The 14,432-nt window shown below is 64.8% G+C and carries 14 protein-coding genes; 6 read left to right on the top strand and 8 right to left on the bottom strand.

Annotated elements, in window-relative coordinates; translation table 11 throughout:
- Positions 1–5: 5 nt before the first annotated feature.
- The 4 genes from AC54AG_RS21250 to AC54AG_RS21235 form a co-directional block, all read right to left on the bottom strand.
- Entirely contained in the window at positions 6–665 is a 660-nt protein-coding gene (locus AC54AG_RS21250; protein WP_496631524.1) for a glutathione S-transferase family protein, read from the bottom strand.
- Positions 666–780: 115 nt separating this feature from the next.
- The gene (locus AC54AG_RS21245; protein WP_496631523.1) at positions 781–2,214 is read right to left on the bottom strand and encodes a Dyp-type peroxidase; all 1,434 of its coding nucleotides are present in this window, start codon (positions 2,212–2,214) and stop codon (positions 781–783) included.
- A gap of 61 nt (positions 2,215–2,275) precedes the next feature.
- Positions 2,276–2,734: a hypothetical protein gene (locus AC54AG_RS21240; protein ID WP_152546463.1), complete on the bottom strand. Its 459-nt coding sequence runs from the start codon at positions 2,732–2,734 to the stop codon at positions 2,276–2,278.
- A 275-nt stretch (positions 2,735–3,009) separates the two neighbouring features.
- Positions 3,010–4,071: an AI-2E family transporter gene (locus AC54AG_RS21235; protein WP_166449140.1), complete on the bottom strand. Its 1,062-nt coding sequence runs from the start codon at positions 4,069–4,071 to the stop codon at positions 3,010–3,012.
- 197 nt (positions 4,072–4,268) lie between these two features.
- On the opposite strand from AC54AG_RS21235, the gene AC54AG_RS21230 reads away from it, so the two are divergent.
- Positions 4,269–4,895 carry a flavin reductase family protein gene (locus tag AC54AG_RS21230; protein WP_070301513.1) on the top strand — a complete coding sequence of 209 codons (627 nt, stop codon included), beginning with the start codon at positions 4,269–4,271 and terminating at the stop codon, positions 4,893–4,895.
- A 2-nt stretch (positions 4,896–4,897) separates the two neighbouring features.
- On the opposite strand, the gene AC54AG_RS21225 is transcribed toward AC54AG_RS21230, so the two are convergent.
- Genes AC54AG_RS21225 through AC54AG_RS21215 form a run of 3 tightly spaced genes read right to left on the bottom strand, consistent with a single transcriptional unit; the run spans position 4,898 to position 8,186 of the window.
- Positions 4,898–6,232 (bottom strand): MFS transporter, encoded by a 1,335-nt coding sequence (locus tag AC54AG_RS21225; RefSeq protein ID WP_496631522.1) that lies wholly within the window; start codon positions 6,230–6,232, stop codon positions 4,898–4,900.
- A gap of 35 nt (positions 6,233–6,267) precedes the next feature.
- Complete coding sequence (locus AC54AG_RS21220; RefSeq protein WP_496631521.1) at positions 6,268–7,077, bottom strand: substrate-binding domain-containing protein; 810 nt, start codon at positions 7,075–7,077, stop codon at positions 6,268–6,270.
- A 17-nt stretch (positions 7,078–7,094) separates the two neighbouring features.
- Positions 7,095–8,186, bottom strand: coding sequence for a porin (locus AC54AG_RS21215; protein ID WP_496631520.1), 1,092 nt, complete (start codon positions 8,184–8,186; stop codon positions 7,095–7,097).
- Positions 8,187–8,299: 113 nt separating this feature from the next.
- Here AC54AG_RS21215 and AC54AG_RS21210 point away from each other — a divergent pair, with 113 nt between their 5' ends.
- The gene (locus tag AC54AG_RS21210; protein ID WP_496631519.1) at positions 8,300–9,214 is read left to right on the top strand and encodes a LysR family transcriptional regulator; all 915 of its coding nucleotides are present in this window, start codon (positions 8,300–8,302) and stop codon (positions 9,212–9,214) included.
- A gap of 6 nt (positions 9,215–9,220) precedes the next feature.
- On the opposite strand, the gene AC54AG_RS21205 is transcribed toward AC54AG_RS21210, so the two are convergent.
- The gene (locus tag AC54AG_RS21205; protein WP_496631518.1) at positions 9,221–10,063 is read right to left on the bottom strand and encodes a FadR/GntR family transcriptional regulator; all 843 of its coding nucleotides are present in this window, start codon (positions 10,061–10,063) and stop codon (positions 9,221–9,223) included.
- Between the two features lie 158 nt (positions 10,064–10,221).
- Here AC54AG_RS21205 and AC54AG_RS21200 point away from each other — a divergent pair, with 158 nt between their 5' ends.
- From AC54AG_RS21200 to otnC, 4 genes are read left to right on the top strand one after another with little or no spacing between them, the layout of a single operon-like run.
- Complete coding sequence (locus tag AC54AG_RS21200) at positions 10,222–11,550, top strand: MFS transporter (RefSeq protein WP_496631517.1); 1,329 nt, start codon at positions 10,222–10,224, stop codon at positions 11,548–11,550.
- 14 nt (positions 11,551–11,564) lie between these two features.
- Entirely contained in the window at positions 11,565–12,488 is a 924-nt protein-coding gene (gene ltnD / locus AC54AG_RS21195; protein WP_496631516.1) for an L-threonate dehydrogenase, read from the top strand.
- Positions 12,485–13,786 (top strand): 3-oxo-tetronate kinase, encoded by a 1,302-nt coding sequence (gene otnK, locus AC54AG_RS21190; RefSeq protein WP_496631515.1) that lies wholly within the window; start codon positions 12,485–12,487, stop codon positions 13,784–13,786. Before ltnD ends, otnK begins: the two co-directional genes overlap by 4 nt.
- Positions 13,783–14,427: a 3-oxo-tetronate 4-phosphate decarboxylase gene (gene otnC / locus AC54AG_RS21185; RefSeq protein ID WP_338679341.1), complete on the top strand. Its 645-nt coding sequence runs from the start codon at positions 13,783–13,785 to the stop codon at positions 14,425–14,427. Before otnK ends, otnC begins: the two co-directional genes overlap by 4 nt.
- Positions 14,428–14,432: the final 5 nt, after the last annotated feature.

The following is a 14,432-nucleotide window of genomic DNA, read 5'->3' as shown; positions in this document are numbered from 1 at the left end:
CAAGGTCAATCGCGCTGCGGCGCGCCCAGGGGGAAGAGGTGGCGGTACGGGCGTGCTTCTTCCACCGCGCGGGCGAACGACGGGCGGGCCAGCAGGCGCGCGCGGTAGGCGTGCAGCAGGGGCAGCGCCGCGGGAATCGGCTGCGTCCAGTCCGCATAGAACAGCGAGGGCGCGGCGGCGCAGTCGGCCAGCGTAAAGTGGTCGCCGGCGGCCCACGTCTTGCCGGCCAGATGGGTTTCCAGCCAGGCGTAGGCGAGGTCCAGCTTGTCGCCGGCGAACGCGCGGCCTTCCTCGGTCTTCGCCGGGTCGCCGCTCAAGGCGGCACCGACGGCATGCTGCACCGGTGTCATGACGTGCAGGTCGAAATAGCGGTCGAGAAAACGCACGTCCAGCGCCTGCATGGCGTCGTCCGGCAGCAGGCGCAGGGGGCCCGGATGGGCCAGTTGCAGGTATTCGATGATGATGCTGGTCTCGGCGACGTTGCGCTCGCCGTCCACCAGCAGCGGGAATTTGCGCAGCGGCCAGCGCTCCAGCCATTGCTGCAGGTGCTCGGGCATGTCCGGCGCCAGGCAGCGGAAGTCGAACGGCATGGCGTTTTCGTACAGGGCGATGAGCACCTTTTGCGTGTACGAGGAAAAGGGATGGCCGTAGAGTATTAGCGACACGGTGGAATCTCCTGTGCAAGGTTGGCAACACGCGCGTGTGGCAACGATAGTGCAATGACAGGATCAATGCAAGCGGTCCGGGCCGTTCCGCTTGCATCCGGGGCCCGCCCGCCGCCTAACTCAGGTTTGCCAGGTAGCGCAATCCCGTGATGCTGGGGAAGAAGCAATACACGCCGCCGCGCGTGATGACGCTGCGCGAAAAATGCTGCAGTTTCGTATTGCCGCTGCCCTTGGCGCCCACGCCGGGCAAGGTGAAGGAACTGACGCTCGGGTCGTTGATTCCCAGGAACACGTCCTGGCCGCTGATATTGAGCGTGGCATTGCCCGCTTCGGGACCGGCCGGGCCGACGGCCGATTTGACGAAGGTAGCGTCATCGTTCCATTGCTGCATCAGGAATTCGAACTGGTTGCGCAGGTTGGCGTTGATGAAATAGCCGACCAGTCCCCGCTGCTCTGCAATGGGTGTCACCGGGTCGTATTCGCTGCCGTAGGGCATGGCGCGCCGCACGATGCGGTGGTGGCGGGCCGAGGTGCCCACGACGCCTTCGTCGCGCGGATTGTTGCGCCGGATATGCGCGCCGACCGGGCATTTCAGGCCCAGCGTGTCGTCCCGTTCCGGCTGCGCATCGACATAGTGAAAGCGGTTCAGGCTGGCGTTCGGCAGCACGGGCCCCGGTTCGTCCGGCGCGAGCACGAGCGGATTGCCGTTGCGCCAGCGTCCGCACATCTTGGCGGCCACCATCTCGGTACTGAGTCCGGAGCTGGCCGCGCCCTGGCTCAGAATGCTGTCGAACAGGGGCACGTCCTGCTCCAAGATGCGGAAGGCGGCATAGCTGCCATTGGTGGACAGTTGCGGTGGCTGCACCTGGTAGGTGCCGCCGTTTTCATTCGGATAGCCGAGCAGGAATTCGCCCGTCTTGACGCTGTTGAGCGGGTCAGGTTCGTGCTCATGTTCGTGCTTGCGCGGCGGGGCGCCGTCGACGTCGGGCTGGGCGATATTGTCGCGGTAGCCGAAATGCACGCGGTTGCCTGGCAGGGCCACGCCGTCGTGCGCATACAGTTCATGCCAGCCGGCGGCAAAGGCGCCACGCAGCTTGGCCGACGTTGCCTGCAGCACTTCCTCCGATTCGCTGACCCACAGGCTCAGCATCGCATGCACCTGGCCGGCTGTGGTGGCCGGCCCCAGGTTGCCGAGCCAGTGTTCGGGGGCACTGTCGCCCACGTCGCCCACGGCGACGACGCTGGCCGGATCGGCCGCACCCCGTTGAAATGCCTGGTCAAAGGTGGCCAGCTCGGCCGCGGTTACCCCCAGAGCCGACAGGCCGGGAGCGGTAAAGCTGAGGTTCAGGAAGCAGGGCGGCTTGGGGTGGATATGGCGCGCGGTGGTAATGGACGGCAGCCCGTCGCTGCCGTCGAGCAGGGCCGCGATAGTGCGCCGCGCCTGCGCCGCATCCGTGATGCTGAAGATGAAATGGCGCGCCAGGTTGACGCGGTAGCCGCGCAGGATCGTGCCTTGCACGTCGTCGTAATCGATGGTGGGATCGGCCATGCTGTTTCTCCGGGGGCTGGGGTGATGGGGCCGCTTGCGCAGCCCCGGCGTGGCGTTTTCTTTAGACGGAAGCGAGGATTTGCTGGACGGTCTGCGGATAGGCGTTATACAGGCCCGTGTTGGGCACGTGCTGCGCGGCGTCGTTGGCGGTGATGAAGGCTTCGAATGCGGCCACATGGTCGGCAACGGGCATCAGCGCCTTGCCGCCCACGACAAACTGCAGCAGCGCGTCGAATACTTCGCCCAGCTGGGCCACGAAATCTTCGATGTAGCCATTGAAGCTGCCGTCATACTCGGTGATGACGCCGATGATCAGGGTATCGGAAGTGCCCGTCTTGCCAATGTTGGGCAGCAGATTGGCCTGCGAGCGGTCAAACAGGACGAAGCGGGCAAAGTGCACGGTACCGATATTGGTGAGGGCGGTATTGATCTTCGTCTGGTATTCCTGCAATGCTGCGGCGATGGAGATCGGATTGGTGCCGGGTAGTACCGGCATCATTAAGCACAGTGGATTTGCCATGGAAGGCTCCTCATTACGTGGTTGTCGGGACGACCGACACTACGCCGCGGCTCCTGCTGCGTCAAAAACTATATTTTTGTATTTGTTGCTAAATGTATACTATTGCAACATGATAGTTGCTATGAAATGTGGTCTCATGTGGATAGTTGCCGGGACTATCCGGTGCCCGTGGACACTCTGCCGCCAGGCGGTTCCGGCCCGTTTCGGGAAGCGCAAGTGGCGCCGCCCGCAGGCCGGGTTCTCAATGGTTTATTTTTGCAGGCTGGGACGGCGCCTCAATCCTCGGCCTGGAATTCGCTGGCCGAGACGAACAGGTCCCATGAGGCGATGAACAGGGCCGCGACCACGGGGCCGATGACGAAGCCGTTCAGGCCAAACAGGGCCATGCCGCCCACGGTCGACAGCAGCACCACGTAGTCGGGCATCTTGGTGTCCTTGCCCACCAGGATAGGGCGCAGCACGTTGTCGACCAGGCCGATGACGAAGACGCCGAAGGCGGCCAGGCCCGCGCCTTGCCAGATGGCGCCCGTGGCCAGGAAGTAGACGGCCACGGGCGCCCAGACGAGGGCGGCGCCGACGGCCGGCAGCAGCGACAGGAAGGCCATCAGCACGGCCCACAGCAGGGGCGCCGGCACGTCGAGGAACCAGAACGCCAGCCCGCCGAGGGCGCCTTGGGCGATCGCCACGAGGATGTTGCCTTTCACCGTGGCGCGGATCACCGTGGTGAAATTGGTGAACAGGCGCTGCTTGTACTTGCGGCTCAGCGGCACGGCGCCCTTGATGCGGGCCGACAGGGTCGAGCCATCGCGCATGAGGAAAAACAGCAGGTACAGCATGATGCACAGGCTGGTGAGGAATTCGAAGGTGTACAGGCCCACGTTGATGGCTTTCACCGCCACCACCTGGCTCACCTGCGTGGCGCCCTCGGCCAGCTTGTCCTGCAGGCTGGCCAGGCTGGTCAGGTTGAAGCGGTCGAGCAAGTTGATCAGCCATTGCGGCAGCACCGCCATGATTTTATTGAAGAACATGGCAACCGTGATTTCGCCCGAACGCACCATTTCCACAACGCTGGCCGCCTGGTTCACGAGCGACACGGAAATGAGCGACAGCGGCAGGATCACGATGACGATGATCAGCAGCAAGGTCAGTAGCGACGCCAGGCCGGCGCGGCCCCTGGTTTTCAGCAGCAGCCAGCGGTACACGGGCGCGAACAGGATCGCCAGGATGACGCCCCAGAAGATGGCGCCCGCATACGGCGCCAGTATCCAGCCGAAGCCGATGGTGACGATGCTCAAGAGGAGCAGGAACACTTTCTGGTGCAGCGTGAGGGTAGGCATGGGCGGTAGCGGAATGATAAGGGTTGAGTTGTCCCATCATAAGCGAGGCATAGTGCGGCGCGCCATACAATTGTCTCGATGCGTGCGCGAGCGCACCTGGCGCCGGCGGTCTGACAGCGCGGTGGCGGCAATTCCAGTAAGCTGTCGTTCCAGGCGTTCCATCCCGGGCGCTGTTGACTTTGACTTCAGGAACGCGCGTGGCCGACAATATTCACTTTTATGAACCTGCACAGGGCCATGGCTTGCCGCATGACCCTTTCAATGCCATCGTGGGGCCGCGGCCTATCGGCTGGATCGCCACGCAGAGCAGCGAGGGCGTGCTCAATCTGGCGCCGTACAGCTTTTTCAACGCCTTCAATTACCATCCGCCGCTGATCGGTTTTTCCAGTATCGGCCGCAAGGATACCCTGCGCAATATTGAACAGACGGGCGAATTCGTGTGGAACCTGGCCACCCGCCCACTGGCCGACGCGATGAATACCAGCTGCGCACCGGCGCCGCCCGAAGTCGATGAATTCGCGCTGGCCGGCCTGACGCCGGCCGCCTCGCGCATCGTCAATGTGCCGCGCGTGGCGGAAAGTCCCGTCTCCTTCGAATGCCGGCGCACGCAGATCATCGAGCTGCAAGGCGTCAATGGCGACGGTGTCGGCAGCTGGCTGGTGCTGGGGGAAGTGGTGGGCGTGCACATCGCGCGCCACCTGCTCAACGATGGCGTGTACGACACGGCGGCCGCCGCGCCGATCTTGCGCGGCGGCGGTCCGGCCGATTATTTCGAGATCGGGCCGGACAGCCTGTTCCACATGCGCCGGCCCGCCTGGCCGTAACATCATGCAGGGAGCGGATGGCGCTCCCTGACGATGCCGCGATAGATCAGCCACGTCGCCACAAGGCTGATGGCGCCGGCGCCGGCCATCCAGTAGCCTGGCGCCGCCTTGTCGCCGGTGCTCTCGATCAGCAGGGTCGATACCAGCGGTGTCATGCCGCCGAACAGCGCGGTGGCCAGGCTGTAGGCCAGCGAAAAGCCCGTGGTCCTGACGCTGGCCGGGATGATTTCCGTCAGCGCGACGATGGTGGCCCCGTTGTAGCTGCCGTAGAGGAAGGACAGCCACAGCTCCACCATCAGCATGTGGTCGAAACTGGGATGGGCGACCAGCCACGACAGGGCCGGATACGCGGTCAGCACCGTCAGCGCCGAGCACACGGCCATGATGGGCCAGCGGCCGATGCGGTCGGACAGCACCCCCATGACGGGCAGCCAGATGAAGTTCGACAGGCCGATGCACAGGGTGACGAGCAGGCTTTCCTCGGTGCTCAGCTTGAGCACGTTCTTGCCGAAGGTCGGCGTGTAGACGGTGATCAGGTAGAACGCGACCGTCGTCAGCACGATCAGCATCGTTCCGGTGACCACCAGCGGCCAGTTGAGGGCGATCGTCTTGAGCATTTGCCGGAACGTCGGGTGCGATTTGCGCGTCAGGTAGGCCTCGGTCTCCTGCAGCGAACGGCGGATGTAGAACACCACGGGGATGATGGAGCAGCCGATGAAGAACGGGATGCGCCAGCCCCAGTCCGCGATGAATTCCTTGCTCAAGGTTTCGTTGAGATAGTAGCCGAGCGCGGCGGAAAAGATGATGGCCACCTGCTGGCTGGCCGATTGCCAGCTGACGTAATATCCCTTGTTGCCGGGTGTCGCCATCTCGGACAGGTAGACGGACACGCCCCCCAGTTCCACGCCGGCGGAAAAGCCTTGCAGCAAACGCCCGATCAGCACGAGGAACGGCGCCAGCAATCCGATGGTGGCATAGCCGGGCACGAAGGCGATCAGCGCCGTGCCGGAAGCCATGATGGCCAGGGTCAGCACCAGGCCCTGGCGGCGGCCGATGCGGTCGATATAGCTGCCGAGGATGATGGCGCCCAGCGGCCGCATGAAAAACCCCGCGCCGAAGGTGGCGAACGTCATCATCAGGGCCGCGTATTCGCTGGTGGCGGGGAAGAAGGCCTTGGCAATGTACGTGGCGTAAAAGCCGAACAGGAAAAAATCGTACATTTCGATGAAGTTCCCGCTCGTCACCCGGATGACGGTGGCGATGCGGGAGGGCGGACGCACTTGCGCGCGCGGCGTTGCGGCCTTGGCGATGGGTGCGGCGGTGGAGGGAATGTCCATGATTTACCTATTGATGAAAGATGAGTGACGCACGCCTAGTGCATTGCTGGCGTTGGCGCCGGCGCCGTTGCCGGTTCCAGACCGGTCGCCTCGATCGCGCCCGCGTTGTCAGGGGAGGCGAGGAAGCGCAGCAGGGCCCGACCGGCTTCAGGCTGTTTGCCGCCCGGGACCAGCGCCGCCGAAAACTGCGTCATCTTCTGTACTTCCGGCGGCAGCAGGCCGACGATGTCGATGCCATCGACCGGCAGCAGCTCGCTGCGCTGCTGGCAGCCGAAATCGGCCTGGCCATGCGCGATGATTTCGCCGACGGGGGTGGCGGGAATTTTTGCGGCCTTGCCTTGCATCTGCTCCGAAATCTGCAACTTGTTCATCAGCTGCGTCTCGATGTAGACGCCGCTGGCGCTGTCCGAATAGGCGACCTTGTTCGCCTTCAGGAAAGCGCTGCGCAAGCCTTCGGTGGTGCTGATGTCGGGTTTGGCCGCACCGCGCCGCACGGCGCAGGCAATCGGCGAATTGGCCAGCACCACCTTGCTGCCGGGGACCAGGCGGCCTTCCTGCATCAGCTTGTCGAGCGCGTCGCCCACCATGATGACGACGTCGATCGGCTCGCCGCGCGCCAGGCGCGCCGGGATCGCATTCTTGGTCGTCCCCATCGACGGTCCCCATTCGGAAACCAGGTGGTCGCCGCTGGCGCGCTCGTAGGCGGGCGCCAGGTTTTTGTAGGCCTGGGCGAAACCGCCCGAGCTGACCACGCGGATGTCGGCGGCATGGGCCGCGCCGGCGGCCAGCAGCATGAAGCCGGCCAGTAGGGGGGCGGAGCGCCGCACGAGGGTATGTTGAAGCATGGTTGTTTCTCCTGTCGTTAAAATTTCTGCATGAGGCCGAGCGTCAAGCCCATGCCTTTGCGGTCGTTGGCCCGCGTTCCCGTGACACCGGCCGCATCGCCTTGCCACAAGGTGTAGTCCGATTCGAGGTACAGGGTGGAGCGTGGCGAAAGCGTTTTTTCCAGGTAGGCGAAAGCACGCTGGAAGCCGTCATCGACGTGGCCCGTGGCGCTGCGCCGTACCTTGTAGTAGGCGGTCGTGAGCAGCACGTCCGGCGCCAATTGCCGTCCCAAGCCGGTCGATATCACGCCTTGCCGGACCGACTTGCCGGCGCCCACGTCGGCGCGGTTGACGCCGAGGTTGGCCTTGAACTGCCAGGCATCCACCTTGTACGCGGCGCCCACGGTGGCGGCGTCGAGGCTGCGGTTGTCGCGGTTGCGAAAGCGCATCACCGCCCCGGACACGGCCAGCCCCGCCTGCTGGTACGTCAGGGCGGCGCCCCAGGTCGATAATGGCGACGTGGCGCCCGCCACCTCGCCGAACGAGTAGGCGGCGCGCGCCACCACCGGCCCGAGGTTGGCGCTGGCTTTCACCATGTTGTCGAGCCGGTAGAAGTTGTCGGCATAGCCGCTGCTGCCGTATTGCTGGCCGAAAGAGTGGCGGCCAAAAGCCGTATTGCTCAAGCCCGTGATGTTCACGTTCGGATTGAACGAGGCGTAGCGGATGCCCAGCGGGTCCACCGGTGCGATGGCGTCGGCCAGCAAGGTCGCCTGGCGCCCCAGGGTCACGGAGCCCAGCGGCGACTTCAGGCCCACCCACGCTTGCCGGTCGAACAGCTTGTCGGATTTGGCCGCGCTGCCCGTGTCCAGATTCAGGCCGCCCTCGAGGCGGTACAGCGCCTGCCAGCCGCCGCCGAGGTCTTCCTGGCCGCGCAGGCCCCAGCGGCTCGTGTTGTTGATGCCGCTGCTGACGGCGGGCGTGGTGCCGCCGGGCGTGGGTGCATTGGCGGCGTTCAAGCCTTCACCATAGCGGATGCCGGCATCCGCGATGCCATACAAAACCGCGCCGCTCTGGGCCAGGCAGGTGCCGCTGGCCGCGAACAACAGCGCGAAAGTGGAACAATGTCGCATGGTGTCTCCATCTTTTTTTGGGGTGATGCCTTCTTGACGAGGCTCAGCATTAAGGCCCCATCATCGTTGAAATGGCATAATTTGATAATTGCAATTTTTCCGGGGATTAATGCATGCAGCGCATCAATTACGAACTTCATGATTTGCAAGCCTTCGTGGCCGTGGCGGAGCGCAACAGCTTTCGCCAGGCCGCGGCCGACCTGTTCCTGTCGCAGCCGGCACTGAGCCGCCGCATTGAAAAACTCGAGGATGCGCTGGGCGTCAAGCTGTTCGAGCGCACCACCCGGCGCGTGCAGCTGACGAATGTGGGACAGGTGTTTCTGGTGAACGTGCGCGATGCGCTCAATGGCCTCGAGGATGCCGTGCTCGGTGTCGCCGACCTGGCCGCGCACCGCACCGGGACGGTGACGTTCGCCTGTGTGCCGTCGGCCGTGTGGCACTTCCTGCCGGACGTACTCAAGCGCTTCAGCGCGCAGTTTCCGAAAATCCGCGTGCGCGTGCATGATGAAAGCGCGCAGGATGTGCTCAACCTCGTGCTGACGGGCGAGGCGGATTTCGGCATCAGCTTTACAGGCGCGGAAAATCCGGAGATCCATTTCCAGCCCATCTATGTCGAAACCTACGTGCTGGCGATGCGGCACGACCACCGGCTGGCCAAGCGCAAAAAGCTGAGCTGGAAGGATACCGTCGATGAACGCTATATCTCGGTGGCCAAGTCGAGCGGCAACCGCAGCGTGCTCGATGCGGCGCTGGCCGGCGTGGAAAAGCATCCGTGGATCTCGTGCGAGATCAACCACGTGTCAGGCATCTTGGCGCTGGTGGAGTCGGGCTTGGGCGTGGCGGCGGTGCCGGGGCTGTCCATCCTGCCGGAGCGGCAAGGCACGGTGGTCGGCGTACCGCTCGTCAATCCCGCCGTGAAACGGACATTGGGCTTGATCAGCCGGCATCAGCACGCGATGCCGCCCGCGTCGCGCACCCTGTTCGACATGATGAGCGCGAGCATAGGCAAGCAGGGGCGGCGGGCGTGAGCGGTCTTATTTTTGCATGATGGGATCGCGCCCCAGTGTACGCGCCAGCGCGCCGCCGTCGCCGCGCCAGAATTCGCGGGCGGCCAGGCGCACGCGCTCGGCCGCATGCTGCATGTGTTCCATGGCCGCCTGGCGCGCCCGTTGCGGGTCGCCGTCGGCAATCGCCTGGACGATCTTCTCATGTTCGTGCCGCACTTCGATGGAAAAGTCCGTGCGCCGCGCTTCATTCGCGCGCGTCACCTTGACGGCCGAGCGGATCGGGTCGGCAAACATGGCAACGAATTTCGGCCAATAGGGGTTGCCCGTCGCTTCAGCGATCGACAGGTGCAGGCGCACGTCTTCTTCCACGCCGTCGACGCCGGCCGTCACGGCTTCCTCGATCCGGTGCAACGCATGCTCGATGTCGGCCAGCTGGCCCGGCGTGCGCCGCACGGCCGCCAGCGCGGCGATTTCCGCCTCCAGCCCTTGCCGCACCTCGATCAGGTTCAGCAGCGATTGCACGGACTGCTCCGTCAGCGCATCGCCCCGTTCGCCCGTCTTCGCGCCATCCTGCGCGCACACGAAGGTGCCGCTGCCCTTGCGCGTAACGAGGATGCCGTCGGCCTGCAGCAGGGCGATGGCTTCGCGCAGCACCGTGCGGCTCACGCCGAAGTGGCTGGCCATCGCCTGCTCCGACGGCAAACGCGTGCCGCCGGCCAGGCCATCGTTGTGGATTTGCTGGCGCAGCCGTGCCGCCACCCGCGCACCCAGGGTGCCGGTGGTGAAACTGCCCGCGGCGGGCTCCGGCGGGGGAAGGGTAAAGCGGAACGTGCGGTCCATCGGGTGCATCCTTGTGCTAGCGGTTCTCATGGGGCTTGCCTGCTTGCCATTATATGGAATATACAGCTTGACACACACAAAACACACACATAATATACATCCATACAAATTTTAGACAAGTTGCCAGCCACCTCCGGTGGACCATAAAAACCCGGCACGGTCGATCCCCCAGCGATCAGGAGACAAGCATGGACGTATCACAAGCATTGCCCGGACAGCCGGCCGGCGCCGCCGCAAGCCAGAAAACCATCGACGACGCCGTCTACCGCAAGGTGACCTGGCGCATCATTCCCTTCCTCATGCTGTGCTACATCGTCGCTTACCTCGACCGTGTGAACGTGGGCTTCGCCAAGCTGCAAATGCTGGCCGATCTGCAGTTTTCGGAAACCGTGTACGGCCTGGGCGCGGGCGTGTTCTTCCTCGGCTACTTCCTGTTCGAAGTGCCCAGCAACGTGATGCTGCACAAGATCGGCGCGCGCGTGTGGATCGCCCGCATCATGATCACGTGGGCCGTCATCTCGGGCGCCTTCATGTTCGTCACGACGCCGACCCAGTTCTACGTCATGCGCTTCCTGCTCGGCATCGCCGAAGCGGGTTTCTTCCCCGGCATCATTCTTTATTTGACCTACTGGTATCCGTCCGAGCGCCGCGCGCGCATGGTGTGCACCTTCATGGCCGCCATTCCCGTGGCGGGCCTGATCGGCGGCCCCCTGTCGGGCTGGATCATGGAAACCTTCGCCGGCTGGCACGGTTATGCGGGTTGGCAGTGGATGTTCGTGCTCGAAGCGATTCCCGCCGCGCTGATGGGCGTGGCCGTGCTGTTCTACCTCGATAACAGCATCCGCGCCGCGAAGTGGCTGACGGAAGAGGAAAAAGTCATCCTCGAACAGCGCATCGCCACGGAAGCCCAGGGCAAGGTGTCGCATCCGTCGATCCGCGCCATGTTCGCCGACCCGCGCATCTGGGTCATGGCCCTGATTTATTTCTGCTGCGTGATGGGCCAGTATTCGCTGACCTTCTGGTTGCCCAGCCTGATCAAGGCGGCCGGCGTGACGGGCGTGCTCAATATCGGCCTGTTCACGGCGATCCCGTACTCGGTGGCCGTGGCGTCGATGATACTGCTCGGCCGCAGCTCGGACAAATACCGCGAACGCCGCTGGCACATGGCCATCCCGCTGGTGGTCGGTGCCGCCGCCATCGTCTGCAGTGCGCTGGCCGGCGCCCACAACACGGGCTGGGCCATCTTCTTCCTTACCATCGCCGCCGGCGGCATCCTGGCTGCCTCGCCGATGTTCTGGAGCTTGCCGACGGCTTTCCTCGGCGGCGTCTCGGCCGCCGCCGGCATCGCCGCCATCAACTCGGTGGGCAACCTGGCCGGCTTCGCGGCGCCGTACATGATCGGCTCGATCAAGGACCTGACGCAGTCGACCGACATCGCCATCTACCTGCTGGCCGGCATCCTGGTGATCGGCGCCATCATCATCATGCGCGTGCCGGCCAAGCTGGTGAACAAATAAAACTGGAGTAGCAGATGAACGTAGAAATGAAAAAAGTGGGCGTGATCGGCCTGGGCGCCATGGGCATGGGCATCGCGCAATCGTTGCTGCGCGCCGGCTTTGAAGTACATGCCTGCGACGTGCGCGCCGACACCGTGCAAGCGCTGGCCGGCCAGGGCGCCCATGCGGCGCAGTCTCCGGCCGCGCTGGCGGCGCAGGTACAAGCCTTGCTGATCGTCGTCGTCAATGCGCAGCAGACGGAAGCCGTGCTGTTTGGCGAACACGGTGCGGCTGCCAGCCTGGCGCCGGGCAGCGTGGTGATCGCCTGCGCCACCGTGGCGCCCGAGTTTGCCGAGGCTCTCGGCGCGCGCCTGGCGGCCATGGGCCTGCGCTTCATCGATGCGCCCATTTCCGGCGGCGCGGCCAAGGCGGCTGCCGGCGAGATGTCAGTGATGGCGGCCGGCGCGCCCGATGCGTTCGACGCCTGCGCCGGCATTTTCGACGCCATCTGCGCCAAGCTGTACCGCCTGGGCGAACAGCCGGGGCAGGGCTCGAAAGTCAAGATGATCAACCAGTTGCTGGCCGGCGTGCACATCGCCGCCGCCGCCGAAGCGATGGCGCTGGGCTTGCGCGCGGGCTGCGACCCGGACGCTCTGTACGAAGTCATTTCAAACAGCGCCGGCAGTTCCTGGATGTTCCAGAACCGGGTGCCGCACATCCTGAAGGGCGACTACACGCCGCTGTCGGCCGTGAATATCTTCGTCAAGGATTTGGGCATCGTGCTCGATTATGCGAAGAAAAGCGTGTTCCCGTTGCCCCTGTCCGCCACGGCGCACCAGATGTTCATGCAGGCCTCGGCGGCCGGTTTTGGCGGCGAGGACGACTCGGCCGTCATCAAGACTTTCCCGGGAATTACTTTGCCGGTGCAAGCGTTACTGAATCAAGAGGAACCATCATGACCGTACTACTGGGATGTATCGCCGACGATTTCACGGGTGGCACCGACCTGGCCGGCATGCTGGTCAAGGCCGGCATGCGCACGGTGCAGCTGATCGGCGTGCCGCAAGGTCCGCCGCCAGCCGATGTCGACGCCGTCGTCATCGCCCTCAAGTCGCGCACGAATGCACCGGAGGACGCCGTGGCTGAATCGCTGGCCGCACTGGCCTGGCTGCAGCAAGCCGGATGCAAGCAGTTCTACTTCAAGTACTGCTCCACGTTCGACTCCACGCCGCGCGGCAATATCGGCCCCGTGGCCGAAGCGCTGATGCGGGCGCTCGATACGGATTTCACCATCGCCTGTCCCGCATTCCCCGCCAACGGCCGCACCATCTACAAGGGCAACCTGTTCGTCGGCGACGTGCCGCTGGCCGAATCGGGCATGCGCGAGCATCCCCTGACGCCGATGACGGATTCGAACCTGGTGCGCGTGCTGCAGCAGCAGGTGCAAGCCAAGGTAGGCCTGGCCGATTTCTCCGTGGTGGAGAAGGGCGCGGCCGCCATCGCCCTGCGCTTTACGGACTTGCGCGGCCAGGGCTGCCATTTCGCCGTCGTCGATGCCGTCTCGAACCGTGACCTGGAAGCCATCGGCGCCGCCTGCGCGGACCTGAAACTGATCACGGGCGGCTCCGGCATCGCACTTGGACTGCCGCAGAATTTCCGCCAGCGGGGCCAGCTGGCGCCATCGCCCGCGGGACAGGCTGGACGCTTGCCGCCGCCGGCCGGTTTGCGCGCCGTGATCTCGGGCAGCTGCTCGGTGGCCACGCAGCAGCAGGTGGCGCACCTGCGTGAACTGGCGCCATCGTTCCACGTCGATCCGCTGCAGTTGGCCGCAGGCGGCGAAGTGGTCGATGCCGTCGTCGCGCAGGCGCTGGCATGGGCGGATGAGCACCTGGCGCAAGGGCCGGTGCTGATCTATGCCACGGCCACGCCGGACGCCGTGCGTGCCGTGCAGGCGCAGCTGGGCGTGGAGCGTGCCGGCGCCCTCGTCGAGGAAACCTTGGCCTCCATCGCGCAAGGCCTCGTGCGCCTCGGCGTGGGCCAGTTGATCGTCGCCGGTGGCGAAACCTCGGGCGCCGTGGTGAAAGCGCTGGGCGTGGCGGGCTTGCGCATCGGTCCCGAGATCGACCCTGGCGTGCCGTGGACGCAAGCCTTGCCCGCGCCGGGCGACGATGGCATGGCGCCCTTGGCGCTGGCGCTGAAGTCCGGCAATTTCGGCACGGCCGATTTCTTCAGCAAGGCCTGGCAGGTGCTGGCATGAGCGCCACCGAATCGCGCCAGCGCGAGCTGATCGTCGACTTCGGCAAGTCGCTGTTCGAGCGGGGCTTGACGGCCGGCAGCAGCGGCAACCTGAGCGTGCGCCTGGATGACGGCTGGCTGCTCACGCCCACGAACGCCAGCCTGGGACGGCTCGATCCGGCGCAGCTGTCCAAGCTTGATTGGGACGGCAATCTGATCAGCGGCGCGCCGCCGTCAAAAGAGGCGTTCCTGCACCGCGCCATGTATGAAGAGCGGGGCAGCGCCGGCGCCATCGTGCACTTGCACTCGACGCATTCGGCGGCCGTGTCGTGCATGTGCGGCTTGAACCATGACGACTGCATACCGCCGCTCACGCCATATTTCGTGATGAAGGTGGGACGCTTGCCGCTGGTGCCGTATCACCGGCCCGGTGACCCGGCGCTGGCCAGTGCGATCAGCGCCATGGCGCGCAAGCACTCGGCCGTGCTGCTGGCCAACCACGGTCCCGTCGTATCGGGCACGAGCCTGGAAGCGGCCGTGTATGCGGCCGAGGAACTGGAAGAGACGGCCAAGCTGTTCCTGCTGCTGCGTGACGTGCCCACGCGTCCGCTCGACGCGGCGCAGATCGCGGACCTGAAGCACACGTTCAAACTCGACATATAAGATTC

It is taken from the genome of Janthinobacterium sp. BCJ23, assembly GCF_059617945.1.
The sequence above is the reverse complement of the archived record's forward strand: the minus strand, read 5'-3'. Positions and strand labels throughout refer to the sequence as shown.

Coding starts and splice junctions, on each gene's coding strand:
- AC54AG_RS21225 (WP_496631522.1), bottom strand. CDS start 6,232: ATGGACATTCCCTCCACCGCCGCACCCATCGCCAAGGCCGCAACGCCG.
- otnK (WP_496631515.1), top strand. CDS start 12,485: ATGACCGTACTACTGGGATGTATCGCCGACGATTTCACGGGTGGCACC.
- AC54AG_RS21205 (WP_496631518.1), bottom strand. CDS start 10,063: ATGAGAACCGCTAGCACAAGGATGCACCCGATGGACCGCACGTTCCGC.
- AC54AG_RS21200 (WP_496631517.1), top strand. CDS start 10,222: ATGGACGTATCACAAGCATTGCCCGGACAGCCGGCCGGCGCCGCCGCA.
- AC54AG_RS21245 (WP_496631523.1), bottom strand. CDS start 2,214: ATGGCCGATCCCACCATCGATTACGACGACGTGCAAGGCACGATCCTG.
- AC54AG_RS21210 (WP_496631519.1), top strand. CDS start 8,300: ATGCAGCGCATCAATTACGAACTTCATGATTTGCAAGCCTTCGTGGCC.
- AC54AG_RS21235 (WP_166449140.1), bottom strand. CDS start 4,071: ATGCCTACCCTCACGCTGCACCAGAAAGTGTTCCTGCTCCTCTTGAGC.
- otnC (WP_338679341.1), top strand. CDS start 13,783: ATGAGCGCCACCGAATCGCGCCAGCGCGAGCTGATCGTCGACTTCGGC.
- AC54AG_RS21215 (WP_496631520.1), bottom strand. CDS start 8,186: ATGCGACATTGTTCCACTTTCGCGCTGTTGTTCGCGGCCAGCGGCACC.
- ltnD (WP_496631516.1), top strand. CDS start 11,565: ATGAACGTAGAAATGAAAAAAGTGGGCGTGATCGGCCTGGGCGCCATG.
- AC54AG_RS21240 (WP_152546463.1), bottom strand. CDS start 2,734: ATGGCAAATCCACTGTGCTTAATGATGCCGGTACTACCCGGCACCAAT.
- AC54AG_RS21220 (WP_496631521.1), bottom strand. CDS start 7,077: ATGCTTCAACATACCCTCGTGCGGCGCTCCGCCCCCCTACTGGCCGGC.